Origin of the sequence: Pseudomonas sp. OST1909, assembly GCF_015277575.1 — a bacterium.
GTDB classification, from domain to species: Bacteria; Pseudomonadota; Gammaproteobacteria; order Pseudomonadales; family Pseudomonadaceae; genus Aquipseudomonas; species Aquipseudomonas synxantha_A.
Genome location: NZ_CP063780.1, coordinates 6,145,190 through 6,165,833 on the forward strand (window position 1 = coordinate 6,145,190; position 20,644 = coordinate 6,165,833).

Annotated in this window: 20 protein-coding genes; 5 read left to right on the forward strand and 15 right to left on the reverse strand. The window is 60.1% G+C overall.

Annotated features, from left to right (window positions below):
• Positions 1 to 122 precede the first annotated feature (122 nt).
• Entirely contained in the window at positions 123 to 1,514 is a 1,392-nt protein-coding gene (locus IH404_RS26955; protein WP_005792309.1) for an L-cystine transporter, read from the forward strand.
• An 85-nt stretch (positions 1,515 to 1,599) separates the two neighbouring features.
• Here the strand turns inward: IH404_RS26955 and IH404_RS26960 are convergent, their stop codons facing one another.
• Positions 1,600 to 2,112 (reverse strand): dihydrofolate reductase, encoded by a 513-nt coding sequence (locus IH404_RS26960; RefSeq protein ID WP_005792310.1) that lies wholly within the window; start codon positions 2,110 to 2,112, stop codon positions 1,600 to 1,602.
• Positions 2,113 to 2,181: 69 nt separating this feature from the next.
• On the opposite strand from IH404_RS26960, the gene IH404_RS26965 reads away from it, so the two are divergent.
• Complete coding sequence (locus tag IH404_RS26965; RefSeq protein ID WP_194439502.1) at positions 2,182 to 3,561, forward strand: DUF2868 domain-containing protein; 1,380 nt, start codon at positions 2,182 to 2,184, stop codon at positions 3,559 to 3,561.
• Entirely contained in the window at positions 3,554 to 4,921 is a 1,368-nt protein-coding gene (locus IH404_RS26970; protein WP_194439504.1) for a DUF3482 domain-containing protein, read from the forward strand. The genes IH404_RS26965 and IH404_RS26970 overlap by 8 nt, the downstream gene beginning before the upstream one ends.
• A gap of 41 nt (positions 4,922 to 4,962) precedes the next feature.
• Here IH404_RS26970 and IH404_RS26975 read toward each other — a convergent pair whose 3' ends face one another.
• From IH404_RS26975 to IH404_RS27030, 12 genes are all read right to left on the reverse strand, one after another.
• A complete protein-coding gene (locus IH404_RS26975) occupies positions 4,963 to 5,538 on the reverse strand; it encodes a hypothetical protein (RefSeq protein ID WP_194439505.1) in 576 nt (191 codons plus the stop codon).
• On the reverse strand, positions 5,526 to 6,119 hold the full coding sequence (locus IH404_RS26980) for a hypothetical protein (protein WP_005792314.1): 594 nt from the start codon (positions 6,117 to 6,119) through the stop codon (positions 5,526 to 5,528). The genes IH404_RS26975 and IH404_RS26980 overlap by 13 nt, the downstream gene beginning before the upstream one ends.
• 316 nt (positions 6,120 to 6,435) lie before the next feature.
• Positions 6,436 to 6,969: a hypothetical protein gene (locus IH404_RS26985; RefSeq protein WP_194439506.1), complete on the reverse strand. Its 534-nt coding sequence runs from the start codon at positions 6,967 to 6,969 to the stop codon at positions 6,436 to 6,438.
• 89 nt (positions 6,970 to 7,058) lie between these two features.
• Entirely contained in the window at positions 7,059 to 7,610 is a 552-nt protein-coding gene (locus IH404_RS26990; RefSeq protein ID WP_005792317.1) for a hypothetical protein, read from the reverse strand.
• A gap of 2 nt (positions 7,611 to 7,612) precedes the next feature.
• Positions 7,613 to 8,140, reverse strand: a complete 528-nt coding sequence (locus IH404_RS26995; RefSeq protein ID WP_005792318.1) for a hypothetical protein — start codon at positions 8,138 to 8,140, stop codon at positions 7,613 to 7,615.
• Positions 8,141 to 8,233: 93 nt separating this feature from the next.
• Positions 8,234 to 8,788: a phosphonate degradation HD-domain oxygenase gene (locus IH404_RS27000; protein WP_005792319.1), complete on the reverse strand. Its 555-nt coding sequence runs from the start codon at positions 8,786 to 8,788 to the stop codon at positions 8,234 to 8,236.
• On the reverse strand, positions 8,788 to 9,921 hold the full coding sequence (locus IH404_RS27005; protein WP_194439507.1) for a TIGR03364 family FAD-dependent oxidoreductase: 1,134 nt from the start codon (positions 9,919 to 9,921) through the stop codon (positions 8,788 to 8,790). The genes IH404_RS27000 and IH404_RS27005 overlap by 1 nt, the downstream gene beginning before the upstream one ends.
• Positions 9,922 to 10,046: 125 nt before the next feature.
• Entirely contained in the window at positions 10,047 to 11,069 is a 1,023-nt protein-coding gene (locus IH404_RS27010; RefSeq protein ID WP_005792321.1) for a putative 2-aminoethylphosphonate ABC transporter substrate-binding protein, read from the reverse strand.
• Between the two features lie 23 nt (positions 11,070 to 11,092).
• Positions 11,093 to 12,805 carry a putative 2-aminoethylphosphonate ABC transporter permease subunit gene (locus IH404_RS27015; RefSeq protein ID WP_194439508.1) on the reverse strand — a complete coding sequence of 571 codons (1,713 nt, stop codon included), beginning with the start codon at positions 12,803 to 12,805 and terminating at the stop codon, positions 11,093 to 11,095.
• 1 nt (position 12,806) lies between these two features.
• The gene (locus tag IH404_RS27020; RefSeq protein ID WP_194439509.1) at positions 12,807 to 13,871 is read right to left on the reverse strand and encodes a putative 2-aminoethylphosphonate ABC transporter ATP-binding protein; all 1,065 of its coding nucleotides are present in this window, start codon (positions 13,869 to 13,871) and stop codon (positions 12,807 to 12,809) included.
• A 247-nt stretch (positions 13,872 to 14,118) separates the two neighbouring features.
• A complete protein-coding gene (locus tag IH404_RS27025) occupies positions 14,119 to 14,982 on the reverse strand; it encodes a LysR family transcriptional regulator (RefSeq protein WP_005792324.1) in 864 nt (287 codons plus the stop codon).
• Between the two features lie 16 nt (positions 14,983 to 14,998).
• Positions 14,999 to 17,305 (reverse strand): heavy metal translocating P-type ATPase, encoded by a 2,307-nt coding sequence (locus IH404_RS27030; RefSeq protein ID WP_194439510.1) that lies wholly within the window; start codon positions 17,303 to 17,305, stop codon positions 14,999 to 15,001.
• A gap of 85 nt (positions 17,306 to 17,390) precedes the next feature.
• Here IH404_RS27030 and cadR point away from each other — a divergent pair, with 85 nt between their 5' ends.
• Entirely contained in the window at positions 17,391 to 17,831 is a 441-nt protein-coding gene (gene cadR / locus IH404_RS27035; RefSeq protein WP_005792326.1) for a Cd(II)/Pb(II)-responsive transcriptional regulator, read from the forward strand.
• A 132-nt stretch (positions 17,832 to 17,963) separates the two neighbouring features.
• Here the strand turns inward: cadR and IH404_RS27040 are convergent, their stop codons facing one another.
• Both IH404_RS27040 and lgt read right to left on the reverse strand, forming a co-directional pair.
• Positions 17,964 to 18,797 (reverse strand): thymidylate synthase, encoded by an 834-nt coding sequence (locus IH404_RS27040; protein ID WP_005792328.1) that lies wholly within the window; start codon positions 18,795 to 18,797, stop codon positions 17,964 to 17,966.
• A gap of 51 nt (positions 18,798 to 18,848) precedes the next feature.
• On the reverse strand, positions 18,849 to 19,661 hold the full coding sequence (gene lgt, locus IH404_RS27045; RefSeq protein WP_005792329.1) for a prolipoprotein diacylglyceryl transferase: 813 nt from the start codon (positions 19,659 to 19,661) through the stop codon (positions 18,849 to 18,851).
• A 216-nt stretch (positions 19,662 to 19,877) separates the two neighbouring features.
• Between lgt and IH404_RS27050 the strand changes: the two genes are divergently transcribed.
• A complete protein-coding gene (locus IH404_RS27050; protein ID WP_194439511.1) occupies positions 19,878 to 20,624 on the forward strand; it encodes an NRDE family protein in 747 nt (248 codons plus the stop codon).
• The last annotated feature ends 20 nt before the right edge of the window (positions 20,625 to 20,644 follow it).

Sequence of the window (20,644 nt, forward strand, 5' to 3'; positions counted from 1 at the left end):
TTATTCCAAAAACGACAGTCACCATTCCATATTGGTATTAAATCAATATATTTCAAGCTGTTAGGCTTCCCGGTTCGCAATCGCAGGCTCACGCGATTGGCTGCCTTCTCAACGGAGCTTCAATGAATCTGCCCCTGATTCTCAATTTATTGGTGTTCGTGGCCCTCTTGCTGGGCCTGGCACAAACCCGTCGGACTAACTGGAGCCTGGCCAAGAAGGTCCTGTTCGCCCTGGTCTTGGGCGTGCTGTTCGGTGCGGCTTTGCACACCATCTATGGCGACGGCAATCCAGTGCTCAAAGCCTCCATCGGCTGGTTTGATCTGGTCGGCAATGGCTATGTGCAGTTGCTGCAAATGATCGTGATCCCGCTGGTGTTCGCTTCGATCCTCAGTGCCGTGGCGCGCCTGCATAACGCCTCATCCCTGGGCAAGATCAGCTTCCTGACCATCGGCACGCTGTTGTTTACCACGGCCATTGCGGCGCTGATCGGCATCGGCCTGACCAACCTGTTCGGCCTCACCGCCGAGGGCCTGGTGGCCGGCACCCAGGAAATGGCGCGCCTGCAAGTGATCCAGAGTGATTACGCAGGCAAGGTCGCCGACCTGAATATCCCGCAGTTGCTGCTGTCGTTCGTGCCGGCCAACCCATTCGCCGACCTGGCCCGGGCCAAGCCGACGTCGATCATCAGCGTGGTGATTTTTGCCGCGTTCCTCGGGGTGGCCGCGCTGCAACTGCTCAAGGATGATGTGGAAAAGGGCCAGAAGGTCATCAACGCCATCGACACCCTGCAAGCCTGGGTGATGCGCCTGGTGCGCCTGGTGATGAAGCTGACCCCGTACGGCGTGTTGGCGCTGATGACCAAGGTGGTTGCCGGTTCCAACCTGCAAGACATCATCAAGCTGGGCAGTTTCGTGGTGGTGTCGTACTTGGCCCTGGGCCTGATGTTTGTGGTGCACGGCCTGCTGCTATCGTTGGCCGGGATCAACCCGCTGCGCTTTTTCCGCAAGGTGTGGCCGGTACTGACCTTTGCCTTCACCAGCCGCTCCAGCGCCGCCTCGATCCCCTTGAGTATTGAAGCGCAGACCCGCCGCCTGGGTATCCCCCAGTCGATCGCCGGTTTCGCCGCTTCGTTTGGCGCGACCATCGGCCAGAACGGTTGCGCTGGTCTTTACCCGGCGATGTTGGCGGTGATGGTCGCACCGACCGTAGGCATCAACCCGTTGGATCCGCTGTGGATCGCGACGCTGGTGGCGATTGTGACCTTGAGTTCGGCGGGCGTTGCCGGCGTAGGCGGCGGTGCGACCTTCGCCGCGCTGATCGTACTGCCGGCCATGGGCTTGCCAGTATCGCTGGTGGCGTTGCTGATTTCGGTGGAACCACTGATCGACATGGGCCGTACGGCGTTGAACGTCAATGGTTCGATGACGGCGGGGGCGATTACCAGCCAGATCATGGGGCAGACGGATAAAAAGCTGTTGAATGCCGATGAGCATGCCGAGTTAGCGCAGGTCTGATAGACCGCTATCGCAGGCAAGCCAGCTCCCACATTTGAATGTATTCACACATCAAAATGTGGGAGCTGGCTTGCCTGCGATGCTTTTAGGCTTTTTCCCACACTTCGAAGTTGTAGGCCGGTTTATCACCTTCGGCCGGATTTTCGACATTCGACACCAGCTTCCACTGGTTCCTATCAAACTCTGGAAACCACGCATCCCCTTCCGGGCTCAGCGCCACGCGCGTCAGGTACAGGCGATCGGCCTGCTGCAGTCCCTGCGCATACAACTGCGCGCCGCCGATCAACATCAGCTCGTCCACGCCTTGGGCCTTGGCCCACTCCTCGGCACGCTCCACCGCTGCTTCCAATGACGGAAAAACTTGCGCACCTTCAAGCGTCAGATCGGTCTGACGGCTGACCACTATGTTCAAGCGCCCTGGCAGCGGTCGACCCAGGGAATCCCAGGTCTTGCGCCCCATGATGATCGGCTTGCCGAGCGTGGTGGCCTTGAAATACTTGAAATCCCCCGGCAAATGCCAGGGCATGCTGTTGTCGACGCCGATCACGCGGTTTTCACCGAGGGCTGCGATCAGGCTTAAAGGGAGAGTTTTTTTCATGGCGACGAGAATACCAGAGCCGCGAGTCAGCGGTTATGCTCCACCTTCACTGAAACAACAGGATGGCGCGTGACTGCACTGACTCCTCTGCACACACTCTGGCTGACAGAAGCCGTGCGCCTGCGTGAAGAACACGCCGGCCCCCTGGAAGACCTGGAAGCCAACCGCCTGGCCCGCACGGCCGGGGGCGACCTGTCGACGCGTATTACCCAACGCGCCTTGCACCTGGCCGAGCGCGATGGCCTGACCGGTGCCCTCACGCGCTGGCTGCAAGGCGCGCGCCTGGCGCTGGTATTACTGGCGGTCGTGGCCGTGATCAGTGGCGCCGGTCTGGCGTTCGCGGCGCTGGGCAATGGCCTGACGCCGGTGAACGTGTTCTGGGCCCTGGGCAGCCTGCTCGGGTTGAACCTGATCCTGCTGGTCAGTTGGGCCCTGGGGCTGCTGTTTGCTGGCGAACACAGCGCCAGCCTTGGGCGCCTGTGGTTATGGCTCAGCGAGAAACTGGCGCGTGACGCCAAAGCCGCACAATTGGCGCCAGCGTTGCTGCTGTTGTTGCAACGGCAAAAACTCAATCGCTGGGCGGTGGGTGTGCTGGTCAACAGCCTGTGGCTGCTGGCCTTGCTCAGCGCCATGGTGATCCTGCTGACCCTGCTCGCCACCCGTCGTTACGGCTTTGTGTGGGAAACCACCATTCTCGGCGCCGACACGTTTGTCGCCGTGACCCAGGCCCTCGGCAGCCTGCCCGCTTTGCTGGGTTTCAATGTGCCAACCGTCGACATGATCCGCGCCAGCGGTGATTCAGCCCTGAATATCGAAAACGCCCGCCAAGCCTGGGCCGCCTGGCTGGTGGGCGTATTGCTGGTCTACGGCCTGCTGCCCCGGTTGATCCTCGCCCTGTTCTGCCTGTGGCGCTGGAAAATCGGGCGTGCGGCGTTGCGCCTGGACCTCAACCTGCAAGGCTACACCCAACTGCGCGAACGCCTGATGCCCAGCAGCGAACGGCTTGGGGTCAACGATGCCGCGCCCGAACAGCTGCACCACGTCAGCGGCGGCGTCAGCGAGATGGACAGCGACGGCGCCTTACTGGTGGCCATCGAACTCGACGATCAACACCCGTGGCCACCCAAGCTGCCCAGCAACGTTAAGAACGCCGGCATCCTCGACAGCCGTGAATCGCGAAACAAGCTGCTGGAACAACTCAGCCGTTTCCCGCCCGCACGTCTGGTCATCGTCTGCGACCCGCGCCGCTCGCCGGACCGTGGCAGCCTGGCGTTGATCGCCGAACTGGCGCGCAGCGCCACCGCCACCCGCGTATGGCTGCTGCAAGCGCCGCCCGGCCAGGCGCTGGACGCCGAACGCCTGGGTGACTGGCACACCGCACTGCAACAACTTGAGCTGCCCTTTGCCGATTGCGCACCACTGAACTGGCTGGAGACCGGGCATGACTAAACCGCTGAAACTCGCCGTGGTCGGCCACACCAATGTCGGCAAGACCTCACTGCTGCGCACCCTCACCCGTGACGTGGGCTTCGGCGAAGTCTCCCATCGCCCCAGCACCACGCGGCATGTCGAAGGCGCGCGCTTGTCGGTGGATGGCGAAGCCTTGCTGGAGCTGTACGACACGCCCGGCCTGGAAGACGCCATCGCCCTGCTCGACTATCTGGAGCGCCTGGATCGCCCCGGTGAACGCCTGGACGGTCCCGCTCGCCTGGCGCGTTTTCTGGAGGGCAGCGAAGCACGCCAGCGGTTCGAACAGGAAGCCAAGGTGTTGCGCCAATTGCTGGCCTCGGACGCCGGCCTGTATGTGATCGACGCCCGCGAGCCAGTACTGGCCAAGTACCGCGATGAGCTGCAAGTGCTGGCCAGTTGCGGCAAACCCTTGTTGCCGGTGCTCAACTTCGTCACCAGCAGCGACCAGCGCGAGCCGGACTGGCGCGAAGCCCTGGCCCGCCTCGGCCTGCACGCGCTGGTGCGCTTCGACAGCGTGGCGCCGCCGGAAGACGGTGAACGTCGCCTGTATGAAAGCCTGGCCCTGCTGCTGGAAAACTCCCGCCCGCAGTTGGAATGCCTGATCCTCGATCAAGAGGCCCAACGCCAGGCCCGCCAGCAAAGCGCCGCACGCTTGATCGCCGAACTGCTGATCGACTGCGCGGCCTGCCGTCGCAGCGTCGTCACCGAAGATGAGCAGCAAGCCATCGGCGATCTGCGCAAAGCGGTGCGCCAACGAGAACAAAAGTGTGTTGAAGCCCTGCTCAAACTGTTCGGCTTTCGCCCACAGGATGCCGCCGCCAGTGATCTACCGTTGCTTGATGGTCGCTGGGGCGATGACTTGTTCAACCCCGAAACCCTCAAGCAACTTGGCGTGCGGGTCGGTGGCGGAATCGCCGCCGGTGCCGCTGCCGGTGCTGGCGTGGATCTCTTGGTCGGCGGCCTGACCCTCGGCGCCGCGGCCCTGGCCGGCGCTATCGCCGGTGGCGCCCTGCAAACCGCACGCAGCTATGGCAGCCGCCTGCTGGGCAAGATCAAAGGCCAACGCGAGCTGACCGTCGACGACAGCGTGCTGCGCCTGCTCGCCTTGCGCCAACGTCAGTTGCTCAAGGCCCTTAGTCTGCGCGGGCATGCGGCGATGCATAGCATCAAGGTCGACACGCCCCAGGACAAAACCTGGCGCGAGGGCAAGCTGCCCGACGCACTGCACAAGGCCCGCGCCTATCCGCAATGGTCATCCCTCAACACTCAGCCAAAGTTAAACCAGGCTGAACGTCAGGAGCAGCTTCAAGCATTGGCGCAGGCACTCAAGGATCAATAATAGTGAATGCCCATTGAGTGGAGAGACGCCTGACTCAATGCTCAAGAGGCTGGGATATCCAAGACCTTGACCTCAAAGGCTTCAGGCTCGTGCCAGCTGAACAACAAATAGAGCTCCGCCAACTGGTGGACCAAACCCCGATCAAGATCATCGATCACACCGTCATGATTGACATCGAAATGAATGTTCCATTCGAGCACTTGGTCGTTATCAAAGTCATAAGCGGCATTCCACGCGACCAACGTATGAGGTTCGTTGATCCCGGCCTCCTCCTGCACGTGCAGGCGCACAGTGTCGGGCGTACCGTCCTTGTAGAAATCTTCGGAGAAGATTTTCAGATAGCGCGTGGAAGCCGTCCCAGGATTAAACCAGTTGAGCTTCAAATAGGCAGAGGCAAACCTGTCCAACAACAGTTTATCGAGCCGGCTTTCCCGACCGTCATTCGTCACGTCCCCTCTGCTGTAGTCGATTTTTCCGTCAGTTGGGAAGTCGTAGGCAATGGCTTGTTTGACCAGGCTGTGCTGAATACCCTGCGTGCTCTGGTAGAACTGAAGCACTACAGTATCCGCCCGGCCAGCCCCTGTATGGTCCTGTGCGAAAACTTTTAAATAGCGCATTGATCGACGCCTTGTTCAAATTTATTCAAACTCGGATGAGCGTGGTCATACCATTTGAACGCAAGGAAATTGATGCACATGGATCGGATCAACGCTGTGTCGTCTTTGTCAGCGACGCCGTTTCTGTCCACATCGCCAGCGGTAAATGACTCCAAGACACCGTTATGGTCGGTATCGTATCCGGCGGCCTGGTAAACAAGTACCGGTTTACGCAGAGGGCTGTGGCGGCGATCCAGGAAGTTTAACTGCACGCCGTGGGGAAGACCGTTGGCTTCGTCTTGTATCGCCATCACCATGAGCGTACGTCGCCAACTTTCACCCTTGTTAAACCAGTTCAGTCTCAGGAACGTATTGGCAAATGCCTTGAGCAACCAATAATCAACGACATCACTTTTACCGTCAAAGTTTATGTCGCCGGAACACTGAAAATCCACGATCTCATCGGCGTCAATATCCGTTGCGACAGCCTCATGATGCAACTCGTCAATGCCTGTGGAGTGACGTTGATAAAAATGCACAATGACCGTGTCGGCCACGCCATTGCCGCAACGGTCTTGGGCGGTCGCTTTCAAATAACGCATTACGTACTCTCGTTTTAATAGCTGAAGAACCACAGAGAGTAATACTACTTACGTCCGCACCTCTAGCCGTCGACTCCCTATTTTTCGTATGAGTTTGCACTGGCTGTTATCAGTAGACGCAGGTCAACCGCTGTTATTTTTTACCATTTGAACGCAAGAAAACTGCTGCGCAGGGAACGGATCAGTTCTTTGTCGGCCTGATCGACCACACCGTTTTTGTCGATCTCGGTATGGGTCAGCCGTTTCAAAGATCCGCCCCCTATCCAGTGCTCAACGCCTACCGCCAAACGTTAAAAAGAGCAACAATCACTGATGGCTAACACCAATTAAACTTGGTGTACAACTTGACCATGTGCTGCAGAGCGTCTCGATCTACCGTATCAAACAGGCCGTCGGGAAACTCTTCTTCATCCAGTCGCATCACCCCACGTTCAGTGTAGTCGCAAGCGGAGACGCTCATTACAAGTTTATTCTTGCCAATCATTGGTTTCTCACTCTGATAGAAATCCAATCGAATTTCAACAGGATTGGTTGCCTTATCGAAGCGGCTCACATAGAAATTTATCGATCGGTTTGACATTGCCGGTCGGCTGAGCCAACTCAGTTTCAATACACTGTTAGCAAAGTCCTTAAGCAGCTCCCTGTCCTGCTGGCCTGAGACAATACCATTACCGTCAATATCTCCAGTGACTTGATAGTCAACCAAACCGTCAGCCGTGATATCAACGGCTGTAGCTTTACGCATCACTTCATCGGGTAGTTTTGGATTACGCTGAATAAAAAATAGACTCACAGTATCTGCCTGGGCATTGGAACTCTGGTCCTTCACAACAACTTTCAAATAACGCACTCGCACTGCTCCTTTTATTTAGCGTTGCGCCTTACTTAAGGTCGCACCATCAACAATTCCAAACGCTTTAACTCAATGCTTAGCCAGGTTCAAACACTAGACTTGTTGTTGTACCACTGCATTGCCAGAAAAGATGTGCCCAGCGCCCGGATCCATTCCTTATCGGTTGTGTCGGCGATACCGTTCCTATCGATATCACTGTTAGTAAAGGTCTCAAGCACACCATTACCGTCAGCGTCATAAGCAGCGGCATTGCACGTCAGGCTCTCCTTGCGAATACCGCCCAACATATCGTTGAGCTGCAACTTAATAGCATTAGGTTTGCCTTGCTTATCATAATGATCCACATACAGGGTCAAGGTACGTTGAGCGCTATCCCCTTTATTAAACCAGCCAAACTTTATAAACGTATTCGCAAATGCCTTGAGCAATTGTTTATCTCGAATAGTGCGCTGCCCATCACGATTGATATCGCCGGCGCACTGCACATCGATAACAGAGTCGCCGTCCATATCTACGGCCAGGGCCTCATGACTCAATTCATCCGGCTCGCCATCTCGACGCTCAAAAAAGTGCAATATAACGGTGTCGACCTTTCCATTACCGCTTCGGTCTTGGGCGGTAGCTTTTAAGTAGCGCATGGTCACTCCTTCGTTTCATACCACTCAAACGCCAGGAAGCTTTTGCACAACGTCCTGAGCAAGGCCTTGTCAGCCTTGTCGGCAACCCCGTTGTGATCGATATCACTATGGGTAAACGTCTCCAGCACTCCGTCGCTGTCGATGTCATAACCCATGGCGGTGGAGACCAGCAAAGCTTTCCCCCCAGACGCCTTGCTCTCTCGGAACTCCAGCGTCACCGAGGCTGGCCACCCCGCCTCGCCAAAATCATCCACGTACAGGACGAGCGAGCGCTGCCAATAGCTTGCCGTATTGAACCAATTGAGCTTCAAGAAGTTGTCGGCGAACGTCGCGATCCGTCGCTTATCCAGGTCCAGCGCACCGGCCTTGCTATGTCCTCCCCACTTCGCACCCAGGGTCATTTCCTGGCCGACGATATCGTAGATCAGCTCATCGGGGCGACCGGGCCGCTGCTGATAAAAGTGCAAAATGACCGTATCGGCATGACCGTTGCCGTGGAGGTCCTGGGCAATGGCTTTTAAGTAATGCATCCGTACTGCTTCCTTTAATTGAAGAAGCAAGCACCTTAATGAGCTGACAACAGGTACTCTAGGCGGCGTATCTGCGTATTGCGTGAGACCCCTCTACGTAGCCAGTAGCCTCGCAGCCTTGGACTTGAGTATTTGCAAGTCCAACACCGGCACCTGCGTTTCCTTGGCTTGCTCGTCCCAGTGGCGCATGCGCAGGCTGATCTGGCACAGCGGATCCTGCTCAAATATCTGGGCCTCCTCGGCCGTCATCACGCCGCCCTGATATCCCAGGGTACGCCGGCTGGCCTCACTCAAGCCCGCGTAATAGCCCGGCTGGCTGAAGGTCAGGTAACGCTTGGCCGGTACGTGATATTCCACCAACTTGGCCATGCGTTCGCTAAAGCCTGCACGGCGCAAGTAATCCGCGCCCAGCCGCTCATGGCTGACCACGCCATAACCGCCCATGTTCTCGGCGCCCTGGCCGCAGAGATGGCCGATGTCGTGGAAGAACGCCGCCAGCACCACCTCATCATCAAAACCTTCGGCCATGGCCAACTGCGCGGCCTGGGACATGTGCTCGATCTGCGACACCGGTTCGCCGATGTAATCGGCCGTGCCATGTTGTTCGTACAAGCCAAACACTTGGGCAATCGCCTGTTCCGGGCTCATCACGTCTCTCCCCACAAGGTACTGATATTTCGCTCGGCCATCGCCGGCCCAACGCTCATGCCCACGCCGGTATGCATCAACGCGGCGCTGACACCGGGTGCCGCCTGCACAAACGAGAACGGCCCGGGCCCGCGAGCGCCGTAGACGCCTTGCCAGCGTTCGACCACCTGGATTTTGCAGCCCAGGGTCTGTTCGGCCAGCTCGATCATCCAGTCATCTACCTGCTCGGCATTGAAGGGCGACGGGTCGCTGTCGTAATGGTGGGAGTCACCGATGATCAGTTCGCCATGGGGTGTAGGGCTGATCAACAGGTGAATGCCGTGTTCCTGCAGATGCGGCGTTTCACGCAGGATCTGCGCCTGGACTGCAGCGGCCTCCGGCAGGTCGGCGAAAGCGCCGTAATGCACGCAACTCAAGCCGGTGAGCAGGGCGTGTTGCAGGTTCAGGTTCAGCACCGGCCGCGCACGCAGCATTTGCAGGCGGCAGGTCTGCGGGTTGAGCGGGGCGATGGATTCGGCCAACAGGGTCTGATAGTCGTGGCCGGAGCAGACGATGATCTGCTCGCCGCGAAAGCTGCCGGCCGTGCTGTGCAATTGGCCCGGTTCGACGTCGCGTACCAGCGTGGAGAAGTGAAATTCCACACTCAGGTGCTGGCTCAGGTAATGGATCAGCGCCGGGATCGCCTCGCGGGAATACAGTTGCTGATCGTCCTTGCCATGCAACGCGGCGCGGTGATGGCGGAACTGGCCGGCGTAGAGATCCTTCATCGCAGCGCCTTGCAGCAGCTCCACGTTATAGCCGTGCTCCCGGGCACGCCCGGCGCAAAAGGCTTCGAGCAACTGTTCTTCGGCCTCGGTGCGGGCGAACAGGTAGGAGCCATTGCGCTTGAGTGCAAGGCCCGCTGCTAGCGCCCATTGGCCCCAGATGTCGCGACTTTCCCGTGCCAGGTCGAGCATCGGGCCCGGCGGCTGGCCGGTGACCACGGCCTGGCCGAAGTTGCGTACCGAGGCGCCCAGCGGTGTGGCGCTGCGCTCGAACACCTTGACCTTGAGGCCGCGCTTGGCGGCGGCATAAGCGTGGGACAGGCCGAGGATGCCGGCGCCGATGATCAGCAGGTCGCTGTGGTGTGTCATGGAGTGATGTCCTGAATTCGAAGCCGCTATCGCAGGCAAGCCAGCTCCCACATTTTGATGTGTGAATACCTTCAAATGTGGGAGCTGGCTTGCCTGCGAAGGGGCCATAAGCCCTAACGAAAACCTTACTGACCCGCCACCTTCTCCGACTTACCGTCATAGCGCTTGCGCCATTCAGCCAGGATGCTGTCGCGATTTTTCGAGGCCCAGGCAAAGTCGTTCTTGATCAGGCGCTGCTCGTAGTCGGCCGGCAATTCGGTCTGCGGCTTGGCGATACCCGGCTGGGCGAGGATGGCGAAGTTAGCCTTGTACAGCTCCATCGCCGCTGGGCTGGCGGAAAAGTCAGCGAGTTTTTTTGCCGCATCGGCGTGTGCGCTGCCCTTGACTACGGCGGTGGCTTCGATCTCCCAGCCCAGGCCCTCTTTGGGCAGAATGATGTCCAACGGGGCGCCCTGGCGTTTGAGTTGAATCGCCGGGTATTCAAAGGAAATCCCGATCGGGAACTCACCGGACGCCGCCAGCTTGCACGGCTTGGAGCCGGAGTGAACGTATTGGCCGATGTTCTGGTGCAGGTCGTCCATGTACTGCCAGCCTTGCTTCTCGCCGAAGGTCTGCAACCAGGCACTGACATCCAGAAAGCCCGTGCCGGACGATGCCGGGTTAGGCATGACGATCTTGCCCTTGTACTCAGGCTTGGTCAGGTCCTGCCAGCTCACCGGTTTGGTCAGGCCCTGCTTTTCGGCTTCGATGGTGTTGAAGCACAGGGTCGCAGCCCACACGTCCATGCCCACCCAGGCCGGCGGGTTGGCGGCGTCTCGGTAGTTTTTGCCGATCTTGTCCAAATCCTTGGGCGCGTAGTTGTCGAGCATGCCTTGCTGGTCGAGGATCGCCAGGCTTGAGGCGGCCAGGCCCCACACCACGTCAGCCTGCGGGCGGTCTTTTTCAGCCAGCAGCTTGGCGGTGATGATGCCGGTGGAATCGCGTACCCACTTGATCTCGATGTCGGGGTTGGCCTGTTCGAAGGCTTTTTTGTAGGTCTTCAACTGTTCGGCTTCAAGGGCCGTGTACACGGTCAATTCGGTCTTGGCGAAGGCATTCAGGCTGAATGCCGTGAGTACCGCAGCGACCAGCGCCAGGGGCTTGAACATGGAGCACCTCCTTCAGGGATGTTTTATTGGCCGGGCGCGGTCTGGCGCCAGGCTTGGGAGCGACGCAGCGCGCCACGTGAGGCCCACGCCAGCAACAGCGAGACGCCGACTGAGGTGAACAGGATCAGGGTCGACATGGCCGCCGCGCCGCCCACGTTGCCGGCGTCGTCCATGTTCAGCACGGCGACGGCGGCGAGGATGGTGTCGGGGCTGTAGAGAAAGATCGCGGCGGACACGGTGGTCATCGCCGACACAAACAGGTAGCGCAGGATATCCAGCAGCGCCGGCAGGCAGATCGGCACCGTGACGCGCCAATAGTGGCGGTACAACGGCGCCTTGAGCGACAACGCCGCCGCCTCGAACTCGGCGTCCAGCTGGCGCAGGGCGGTGGTCGCGGTCATCTGCGCGGTGGTCAGGTAGTGCGCAATGGTGCACACCACCAGCAACGCCATGCTCCCGTAGAACACGTGCAGCGGGTTGCCGTTGAGGTTGAAAAAGAACACGTAGCCCAAGCCGAGCACCAGCCCCGGCACCGCCATCGGTACGAAGCTGAGCATGCGCAGCGCCAGGTTCAGGCCCTTCTGGCCCTTGGTCTTCTCCATCAGGTAGGCGCCGGTGAAGATCAGCACACTGCCGATCAACGCCGTGCACAGCGCCATGGTCAGGCTGTTGCGGTAGGCCAGCCAGCCGCCGCCGGCGGTGTCTTCGAACTGGTAGTGGTTGAGCGATAGCGACAGGTTGTACGGCCAGAACTTCACCAGCGACGAATACACCGCCATCCCGAACACCAGCAGCAACACCGCGCAAATCAGCAACACGATGGCCAGGTAGCAACCGTCGCGCAGCCGCGATGGCGCGGGCAGAAACACCTGGGCGCGACCGCTCATCGAGTCGCCATGCCGACGGCGCAACCAGGCATCCACGCCGAAGCTGAACAGTGCCGGCAGCAGCAACACCATGCCGATCAACGCGCCGCGCCCGAACTGTTGCTGACCGACCACCGCCTTGTAGGCTTCCAGCGCCAACACCTGGTAATCACCGCCCACCACCACCGGCACACCGAAGTCGGTGATGGTCAGGGTAAACACCAGGCAGAACGCGGCGAACACTGCCTGGCGCGTGGCCGGCCAGGTAATGCTGCGAAACGCCCGGGCCGGGCTGGCGCCCATGCTCGACGCGGCATCGAACAAGCGTGCATCCGCCAGGGACAGCGCCGAGAGCAAGATCATCAAGGCATGGGGAAAGGTGTAGATCACTTCACCGAGCACAATGCCCCAGAAGCCGTAGATATTGTCCGAGAGCAAGCCGCGCAACATGCCCTGGTTGCCGAACAGATAGACCAGGGCAATGCCCGGCAGCATCGACGGCGCCATCAAGGGCAGCAATGACAAACCGCGCCAGACGGTCTTGCCGGGAATCAGCGTACGTTGCAGGGCGTAGGCAAACAGGTAGGCCAGCGGTACGACGATGACCGCCACGCTGAGGGAAACTTTCAGGCTATTGCCCAGCAACCAGTGGAAGTTGGCGCTGGTCAGCAGTTCCCGCGCTGCCACCAGGCCACCGCCCTGCCCGGCTTCGCTGCTGAAGCCGCGCCAGAAGATCGCCAGCAACGGCAGCAGGACAGCCACCACCAACAGGCCGAGCCAGAGCCATTTGCCGCCGACTACAAAGAGGCGGTCGCCCCACTCGGCGCGGGACACCTGACGCGGTACCGGCAATGTCATGACGGCGGCCATCTCAGGCAAACACATGCAGGCTGCGCGGCGGCAAGGCCACCCAGATGTCCTGGGCGCCCAGGCGTGGCATGGCTTCGGGTGCCAGTTCGGCCAGCAACGGATGGCCCGGCAACTGTTCCAGCTCAAAGCTCATGCGGCAGCGGTTGCCGAGGAAGGTAATTTCGCGAACCTTGGCCGGGAACAGGTTTTCTTCATGCACCGTCGGGTTGACGCTGATCGCTTCCGGGCGACAGAACAGGCGGCCCGACCTGGCCACACCCGCATCGTCGGCCAGGCGCATATTCATTCCGCCGACCTGGGCATGGCTGGCGCTGCTACGGCTGAACGGCAACCAGTTGCCCTGGCCGACAAACTCGGCCACGAACGGCGTGGCCGGGCGGTCGTAGATCTCCTGGGGCGTGGCGTACTGCTCGACCTTACCGTTGTTCATCACGGCAATGCGGTCGGCCATCAACATGGCTTCGTCCTGGTTGTGGGTCACCATCAAGGTGGTAATTCCCAGGCGCCGCTGCAATTGGCGCAGCTCGGTGCACAAATGCTCGCGCACACGGGCGTCGAGGGCCGACATCGGTTCATCCAGCAGCAATAACGAAGGGGCCGGCGCCAATGCACGGGCCAGAGCGACGCGCTGCTGCTGGCCGCCGGAGAGTTGGCCGGGGTATTTCTTTTCGCTGCCGACCAAACCGACCAGTTCAAGCATCTGCCCGACGCGCTTGCGCACTTCATCGCGGCCGCTGCCTGTGAGGCCGTAGCCGATGTTTGCTTCAACCGTGAGATTGGGGAACAGCGCGTAGGACTGAAACAGGATGCCGTAGTCTCGCGCCTGGGGCGGCAGCAGGGAAACGTCCCGCTCGCCCAGGTAAAGCTCACCGCTATCCTGGCGCTCCAGGCCGGCGATGCAGCGCAGCAACGTGGTCTTGCCGCAGCCGGACGGGCCCAGCAGGCACACCAGCTCGCCGGCGGCGACGTCCAGGGACACGTTGTCCAGCGCGGTGAAAGCGCCAAAGCGTTTCTGGATCCCGCGCACCTTCATGGGCGCGCCGGGTTGGGTCAGGGCTGTGTTCATGCAAGGCACCTCATCGAACGGATGAAGGCCATGCTAGGGAGGCAATGCGTAGTTGGTGTGGCAGAAAGGCAAAAGGAGGTGATAGTGGTATTGGTGGATTTGTGTAGGACTCATGGAGATGAGTTGCCTGTCCTACCGCTATCGGGAGCAAGCCCCCTCCCACAGTTGACTGGGTTCCAACATGAGAATGCGGTCAAAATGTGGGAGGGGGCTTGCTCCCGATTGGCCCTCAAGCCAGCCACAGAACTTAAATTGGCGACATTTCCTGAGCCAGGCCAAGGAATGCCGCCGGCAGCCGCGCACCTTTACGCTCTTTAAGGCAATACAGATATTCCGGAATCTGCGGCGCATTCTCGATGGTCAGCACACGCAATTGCGGATCATGGGGCACTTCCTGGCGAGCAATGATGCTGATGCCGATATTGCGCAGCACCGCCTCGCGAATCGACTCACGGCTGCCAATCTCCAGCAACGGCCCATACCCCACGCCGCCGCTTTTCAACAGTTCTTCGGTCAGCCTGCGGGTGGTGGAGCCGGCTTCACGCATCAACAGCGTATGCCCGGCCAGCGCGCTCAACGACACATGCTCAAGCTTGGCCAACGGGTGATTGCGATGTACCGCCAGCACCAGCGGGTCGGTGCCCAGCACGCGGCGGATCAGGCGCGGGTCGTCCAGCAATTGCGAAGAGGCCGCAACGTCGACGCGGTAATCATCCAGCGCTTCGAGCACCTGCTGGGAGTTGCCGATTTCCACCGATACTTCCACGTGCGGCAGGCGTTCACGAAAGGCTTTGACCAGGTCGAGAATGTAATACGGCGCCGTCGCGGCAATCCGCAGCGCGCCCTGGACCTGACCATTGTTGCGCAGGAAAAACTCGATATCCGCTTCCTGCTGCAACAGCGTCTTGACCATCGGCAACAGCCGCGCACCTTCGTCGCTGACCGTCAGGCGACGGCCGCCGCGATAGAACAGCTCAACGCCGTATTGGCTTTCCAGGTTGCGAATCTGGGTGGTCACCGTGGGCTGGCTCAGGCCGAGTTTTTTCGCCGCCTGGGTGATACTGCCCAGGCGGGCGACCATGAAAAACGCCTTTAACTCAGCACTCAGCACACCACCCTCTCATCCTCTATTTGCGCAACAGGCGCAGGCCATTGAACACCACCAGCAAACTCACGCCCATGTCGGCGAAGACCGCCATCCACATGGTCGCCATGCCCATGAAGGTCACGGCCAGGAAAATTGCCTTGATCACCAGCGCCAGGGCGATGTTCTGCTTGAGGATACTCGACGTTTGCCGCGACAGCCGAATGAAAGCCGGAATCTTGCGCAGATCATCATCCATCAGCGCCACGTCAGCGGTCTCGATAGCCGTGTCAGTGCCCGCCGCTGCCATGGCAAAGCCGATCTCGGCACGGGCCAGAGCCGGGGCGTCATTGATGCCATCGCCGACCATGCCCACCCGATGGCCTTGGCCGTAGAGGGTTTCGATGGCTTGCAGCTTGTCGGTGGGCAACAGGTCACCCTGGGCCTGGTCGATGCCGACTTGGGTGGCAATCGCCTGGGCGGTGTGGGTGTTGTCGCCGGTGAGCATCAGGGTTTTGATGCCCAGGTCGTGAAGTTGCTGGATGGCTTCGCGACTGCTGTCCTTGACTGTGTCGGCCACGGCAAACAGCGCCAGGGGGCCGGACTTGTCCAGCAGTAGCACGACGGACTTGCCTTGTTTTTCCAGGGCGAAGAGTTTTTCTTCCAGCGCCTCTGAGCACAGGCCGAGGTCTTCCACCAGGCGGTGGTTGCCCAAGTGATAGGTCTGGCCATTGATGTCGCCGCGCACACCGCGCCCGGCCAGAGCCTCGAAGTTATCCACAGCATGAATTGGCAGGTTTTTATCCACAGCCGCGTTAGCGATCGCCAGGGACACCGGGTGGTCGGAACGCCCGGCCAAACTGGCGGCCAGGGCCGGGGCGCTGTCTTCAAGATTCGGGAACAGCGGCAGGTAATCGGTTTGCACCGGTTTGCCGTGGGTGATGGTGCCGGTCTTGTCGAGCGCCAGGTAGTCGAGCTTGTAACCGCCCTCCAGGTACACGCCGCCCTTGATCAGGATGCCTTTGCGCGCTGCGGCGGCCAGGCCGCTGACGATGGTCACCGGTGTGGAGATCACCAAGGCACACGGGCAGGCAACCACCAGCAGCACGAGGGCGCGATAGATCCAGTCGAACCACACGCCCGCCATGAACAGTGGCGGAATCACCGCCACACCCAGGGCAAACAGGAACACCGCCGGGGTGTAGACCTTGGAAAAACTGTCGACAAAGCGCTGGGTCGGCGCCCGTGCGCCTTGGGCTTGTTCCACCGCGTGGATGATTCGCGCCAGGGTCGAGTTGTTGGCCGCCGCAGTGACTTTGTACTCCAGGGAACCGGCCTGGTTGATGGTGCCGGCGAAGACTTTATCGCCGATGGTCTTTTCAATCGGCAGGCTTTCCCCTGTGATCGGTGCCTGATCGATGGTGGATTGACCGGCAGTGACTTCACCGTCCAGGCCGATACGCTCGCCGGGTCTTACCCGCACGATCGCGCCCAGTTCTATGCTTTTGACTTCCTGTTCCAACCATGAACCGTCAGCCTGGCGCACGGTGGCCTGCTCCGGGGTCATCTGCATCAAGCCGCTGATGGCATTGCGCGCCCGATCCAGGGACTTGGCCTCAATCAATTCGGCCACGGTAAACAGGAACATCACCATCGCCGCTTCAGGCCACTGACCAATCAGGATGGCGCCGGTCACCGCGATGCTCATCAGCGCGTTGATGTTCAGGTTGAGGTTTTTCAGGGCAATCCAGCCCTTTTTGTAGGTGGTCAAGCCGCCGCTGAGGATCGACACCAGCGCCACCAGTGCGATCACCCAGGTCGGTGCCACACCGGTGAAGTGCAGCACTTCGGCACCCAGAGCGCCCACGCCCGACACTGCCAATGGCCACCAATGCTTCTTGGCCGGCGGCGCGGCAGCGGGGCTGCCTTCCTCGATAGGGTCGGCCTGCATACCGATGGACTTGATCGCCGCAATGATCGGCGCCGTGCTCGGCAGGTCATGGGTGACACCGAGGATGCGGTTGATCAGGTTGAATTCCAGTTGCTGCACGCCGGCGAGCTTGCCCAGTTTGTTCTGGATCAGCGTCTGCTCGGTGGGGCAGTCCATGGCTTCGATGCGGAAGGTGCTCAGGCGCGAGCCGGCGGTGGGCGCTTCGCTCAGGGTCACCACGGCAGGCCCGGCAGCGCCGGAACAGCAGGAGCCTGAGTGGCCGTGGCTATCCACCGGCGTGAGTTTTGCCGGGGCGTGATCATGTGGGTGATCGTGACCATGATCGTGCGGGTGATCATGAGCATGGTCATGATCGTGCTTGTGGTCGTGCTTGTGTGGGGTGTGAATGGAGTGGCTCATCAGGTCGCGTCCGTAAAGGTGCCTGTTGCCAAGTAAAGACCCTGTAGCCACTATAGGGTCAAGCACCCATGTGGAGATTGCTGCGATGAAGATCGGCGAACTGGCCAAACTCACCGACTGTCCGGTGGAAACCATCCGTTATTACGAGAAGGAAAGCCTGCTGCCACCGCCTGCGCGCACTGAGGGCAACTACCGGGTCTATACCCAGGCGCACACCGAGCGGCTGATCTTTATCCGCAACTGCCGCAGCCTGGACATGACCCTCGAAGAAATCCGCAGCCTGTTAGGGCTGCGCGACAGCCCCCAGGACCAGTGCGAAAGCGTGAATGCGTTGATCGACGAACATATCCACCACGTGAAAGCGCGGATTGATGGATTGTTGGCCTTGCAGGAACAACTGCTGGACCTGCGCCAACGTTGCGGCGGTGGGAACCAGTGCGGGATCTTGCAGCAGTTGGAAGTCAGCGGCGGGATTGCGGCCAGTGAGGCCGAGCCTTCGCATGTGGGCAGAAGCCACGGCCACTAAACTCAAGCGAACACGCAACCCATGTGGGAGCTGGCTTGCCTGCGATAGCGGTGGGCCCGCGACATTGATGTCGCCTGACACTCCGCTATCGCAGGCAAGCCAGCTCCCACAGTTTTTTACCGCGATGGGCCGTTAGATAGCCACGTCGGCCTTGATGCTTGGGTCCGCGTCGTAGCCCACGATCTCGAAATCTTCGAACTTGTAGTCGTAGATCGAAGCTGGCTTGCGCTTGATCACCAGCTCCGGCAGCTTTTTCGGCGTGCGCGCCAGCTGGGTCTGGATCTGTTCCATGTGGTTGCTGTAAGCGTGGGTGTCGCCAGTGGTGACAATGATCTCGTGAGGGATCAGGTCGCATTGCTGGGCCAGCATATGGGTCAGCAACGCCAGCGCGGCGGTGTTATACGGCAGCCCCAGGAATACGTCAGAGCTGCGGATATACAGCTGCATCGACAGATGGCCGTCATGCACGAACGCCTGATACAGCAAGTGGCACGGCGGCAGGGCTTGCTTGCCGTTGCGCGCGTTTTCCTGCGGGCTCTGGGTTTCGTCCGGCAGGTACTCGACGTTCCAGCCGTGGAACAGGATGCGGCGGCTGTTGGGGTTGGTCTTGAGCGTGTGCACCATGTAGTCGATCTGGTTGATCGTGCCGCCATCTTTGGTAGGCCAGGCGGTCCATTGCTCGCCGTACACCGGGCCCAGGTCACCGTCTTCGGTGGCCCATTCATCCCAGATCTTCACGCCATTTTCGTTGAGCCATTTGATGTTGGTGTTGCCGCTCAACATCCAGATCAGTTCGTTGGCGATGCTTTTGAAGTGCAGCTTCTTGGTGGTCAGCAGCGGGAAGCCGTCGGCCAGGTTATGCCGATACTGACGGGCGAACACGGCCTTGGTGCCGGTGCCGGTACGGTCGCCCTTGGTCAGGCCATTGGTCACGACGTCGTGCAGCAGTTCGAGATATTGCTTCATTTGAGTACCTGTATCGTTGAAGCCGAGGCGGGCAAACCTCGGCGTTCGAATTTAAAGCGCGGCGTTCTTCAGCGGCTGCGGGCGGTTGTAAGCCCACCACAACATGCCCAGGCCCGCCAGGATCATCGGCAGGCTGAGCACCTGACCCATGGTCAGCCAGCCCCACGCCAGGTAGCCCAACTGCGCATCCGGCACCCGAACGAACTCGACGATAAAGCGGAAAATCCCGTAGAACAGCGCGAACATACCCGACACGGCCATGGTAGGGCGTGGCTTGCGCGAGAAGAGGTAAAGAATAAGGAACAGCGCCACACCTTCCAACGCAAACTGATACAGCTGCGACGGGTGGCGCGGCAGTTGCGCCGGGTCGCTGAACGGCGGGAACACCATGGCCCACGGCACGTCAGTCGGCTTGCCCCACAACTCGGCGTTGATAAAGTTGCCAATGCGCCCGGCACCCAGGCCGATCGGCACGAACGGCGCCACAAAATCCATCAACTGGAAGAACGACTTGCCGTTGCGGCGCCCGAACCACCAAGCGGCGATCATCACGCCGACAAACCCGCCGTGGAATGCCATGCCGCCCTTCCACACTTCGAAAATCAGCGTCGGGTTGGCGATATACGCAGACAGGTCGTAGAACAGCACATACCCCAGGCGCCCGCCGACGATCACCCCCATCGACATCCAGAACACCATGTCGGAGAGCTTCTCCTTGGTCCAGGTCGGGTCGAAACGGTTCAGGCGCCGGGAAGCCAGCAGCCAGGCACCGCCGATGCCGATCAGGTACATCAACCCGTACCAATGGATTTTCAGCGGACCAATGGCCAGGGCCACCGGGTCGATCTGCGGGTAAGGCAGCATTGCGACTCCTCGTTAAAACATTTAGTCATGACGCACCGGACCATGCCGATGTGCGATTAAGCCTGCGTTACAGCGGCGAGATCAAATTAAGAAGTTCACATACACGCCAAATAGCCCGGCATGTTAACGGATGGAAGGTGAACGGCCCAACTTCGTTACGATGGAACGCCTGCACATCTGTGGGTAGAGTGGCAAAAACACAAAAGGGGTCACCCGATGTGCCTGATTGTTTTCGCCTGGCGACCGGGCCATGCCCAACCGCTGATCGTCGCGGCCAACCGCGATGAGTTCTATGCCCGCCCCAGCCTGCCGCTGGCCCAGTGGCCGGATGCGCCGCAGGTCTACGCTGGCCGCGATCAGGAGGCCGGGGGCACTTGGTTGGGTGTAAGCGCGGATGGGCGTTTTGCTGCGCTGACCAATATCCGCGACCCGCACCAGCCACCGGCACGCAAGTCGCGGGGCGAGCTGGTGGCGCGCTTTCTCAGTGGATCGCTGCCCATTGATGACTATTTAGCCGACGTTAACGGACGCTCGATTGAATATGCCGGGTTTAACCTGCTGGTTGGCACGCGGGATGAGCTGTGGCATTACAACGCCAATGATACCGAGCCGACGTTGCTGAAGGCTGGGGTTTACGGGTTATCCAATGCCGGGCTGGATACGCCCTGGCCTAAGTTGGTGAAGGCCAAGGCGGCGTTCAGCGCAGTGCTGGAGAACCCCGAGCCTAAGGCACTGCTGGGAATTCTCAGCGACCCGCAGACCGCCCCGTTTGCTGAACTGCCGGACACCGGCGTAGGCCTGGCGACCGAAAGCCTGCTGTCGAGCGTGTTTATCGCCAGCCCCAGTTACGGGACACGGGCGAGTACGGCGCTGATTGTGAATGCCGATGGGACGCGCAGGATGCTGGAGCGTAGTTTTGGCCCGCACGGCGGGCGGCTGGGCGAGGTCGAACTGGAAATCTGACGGCGCTTGGACTGACGTCA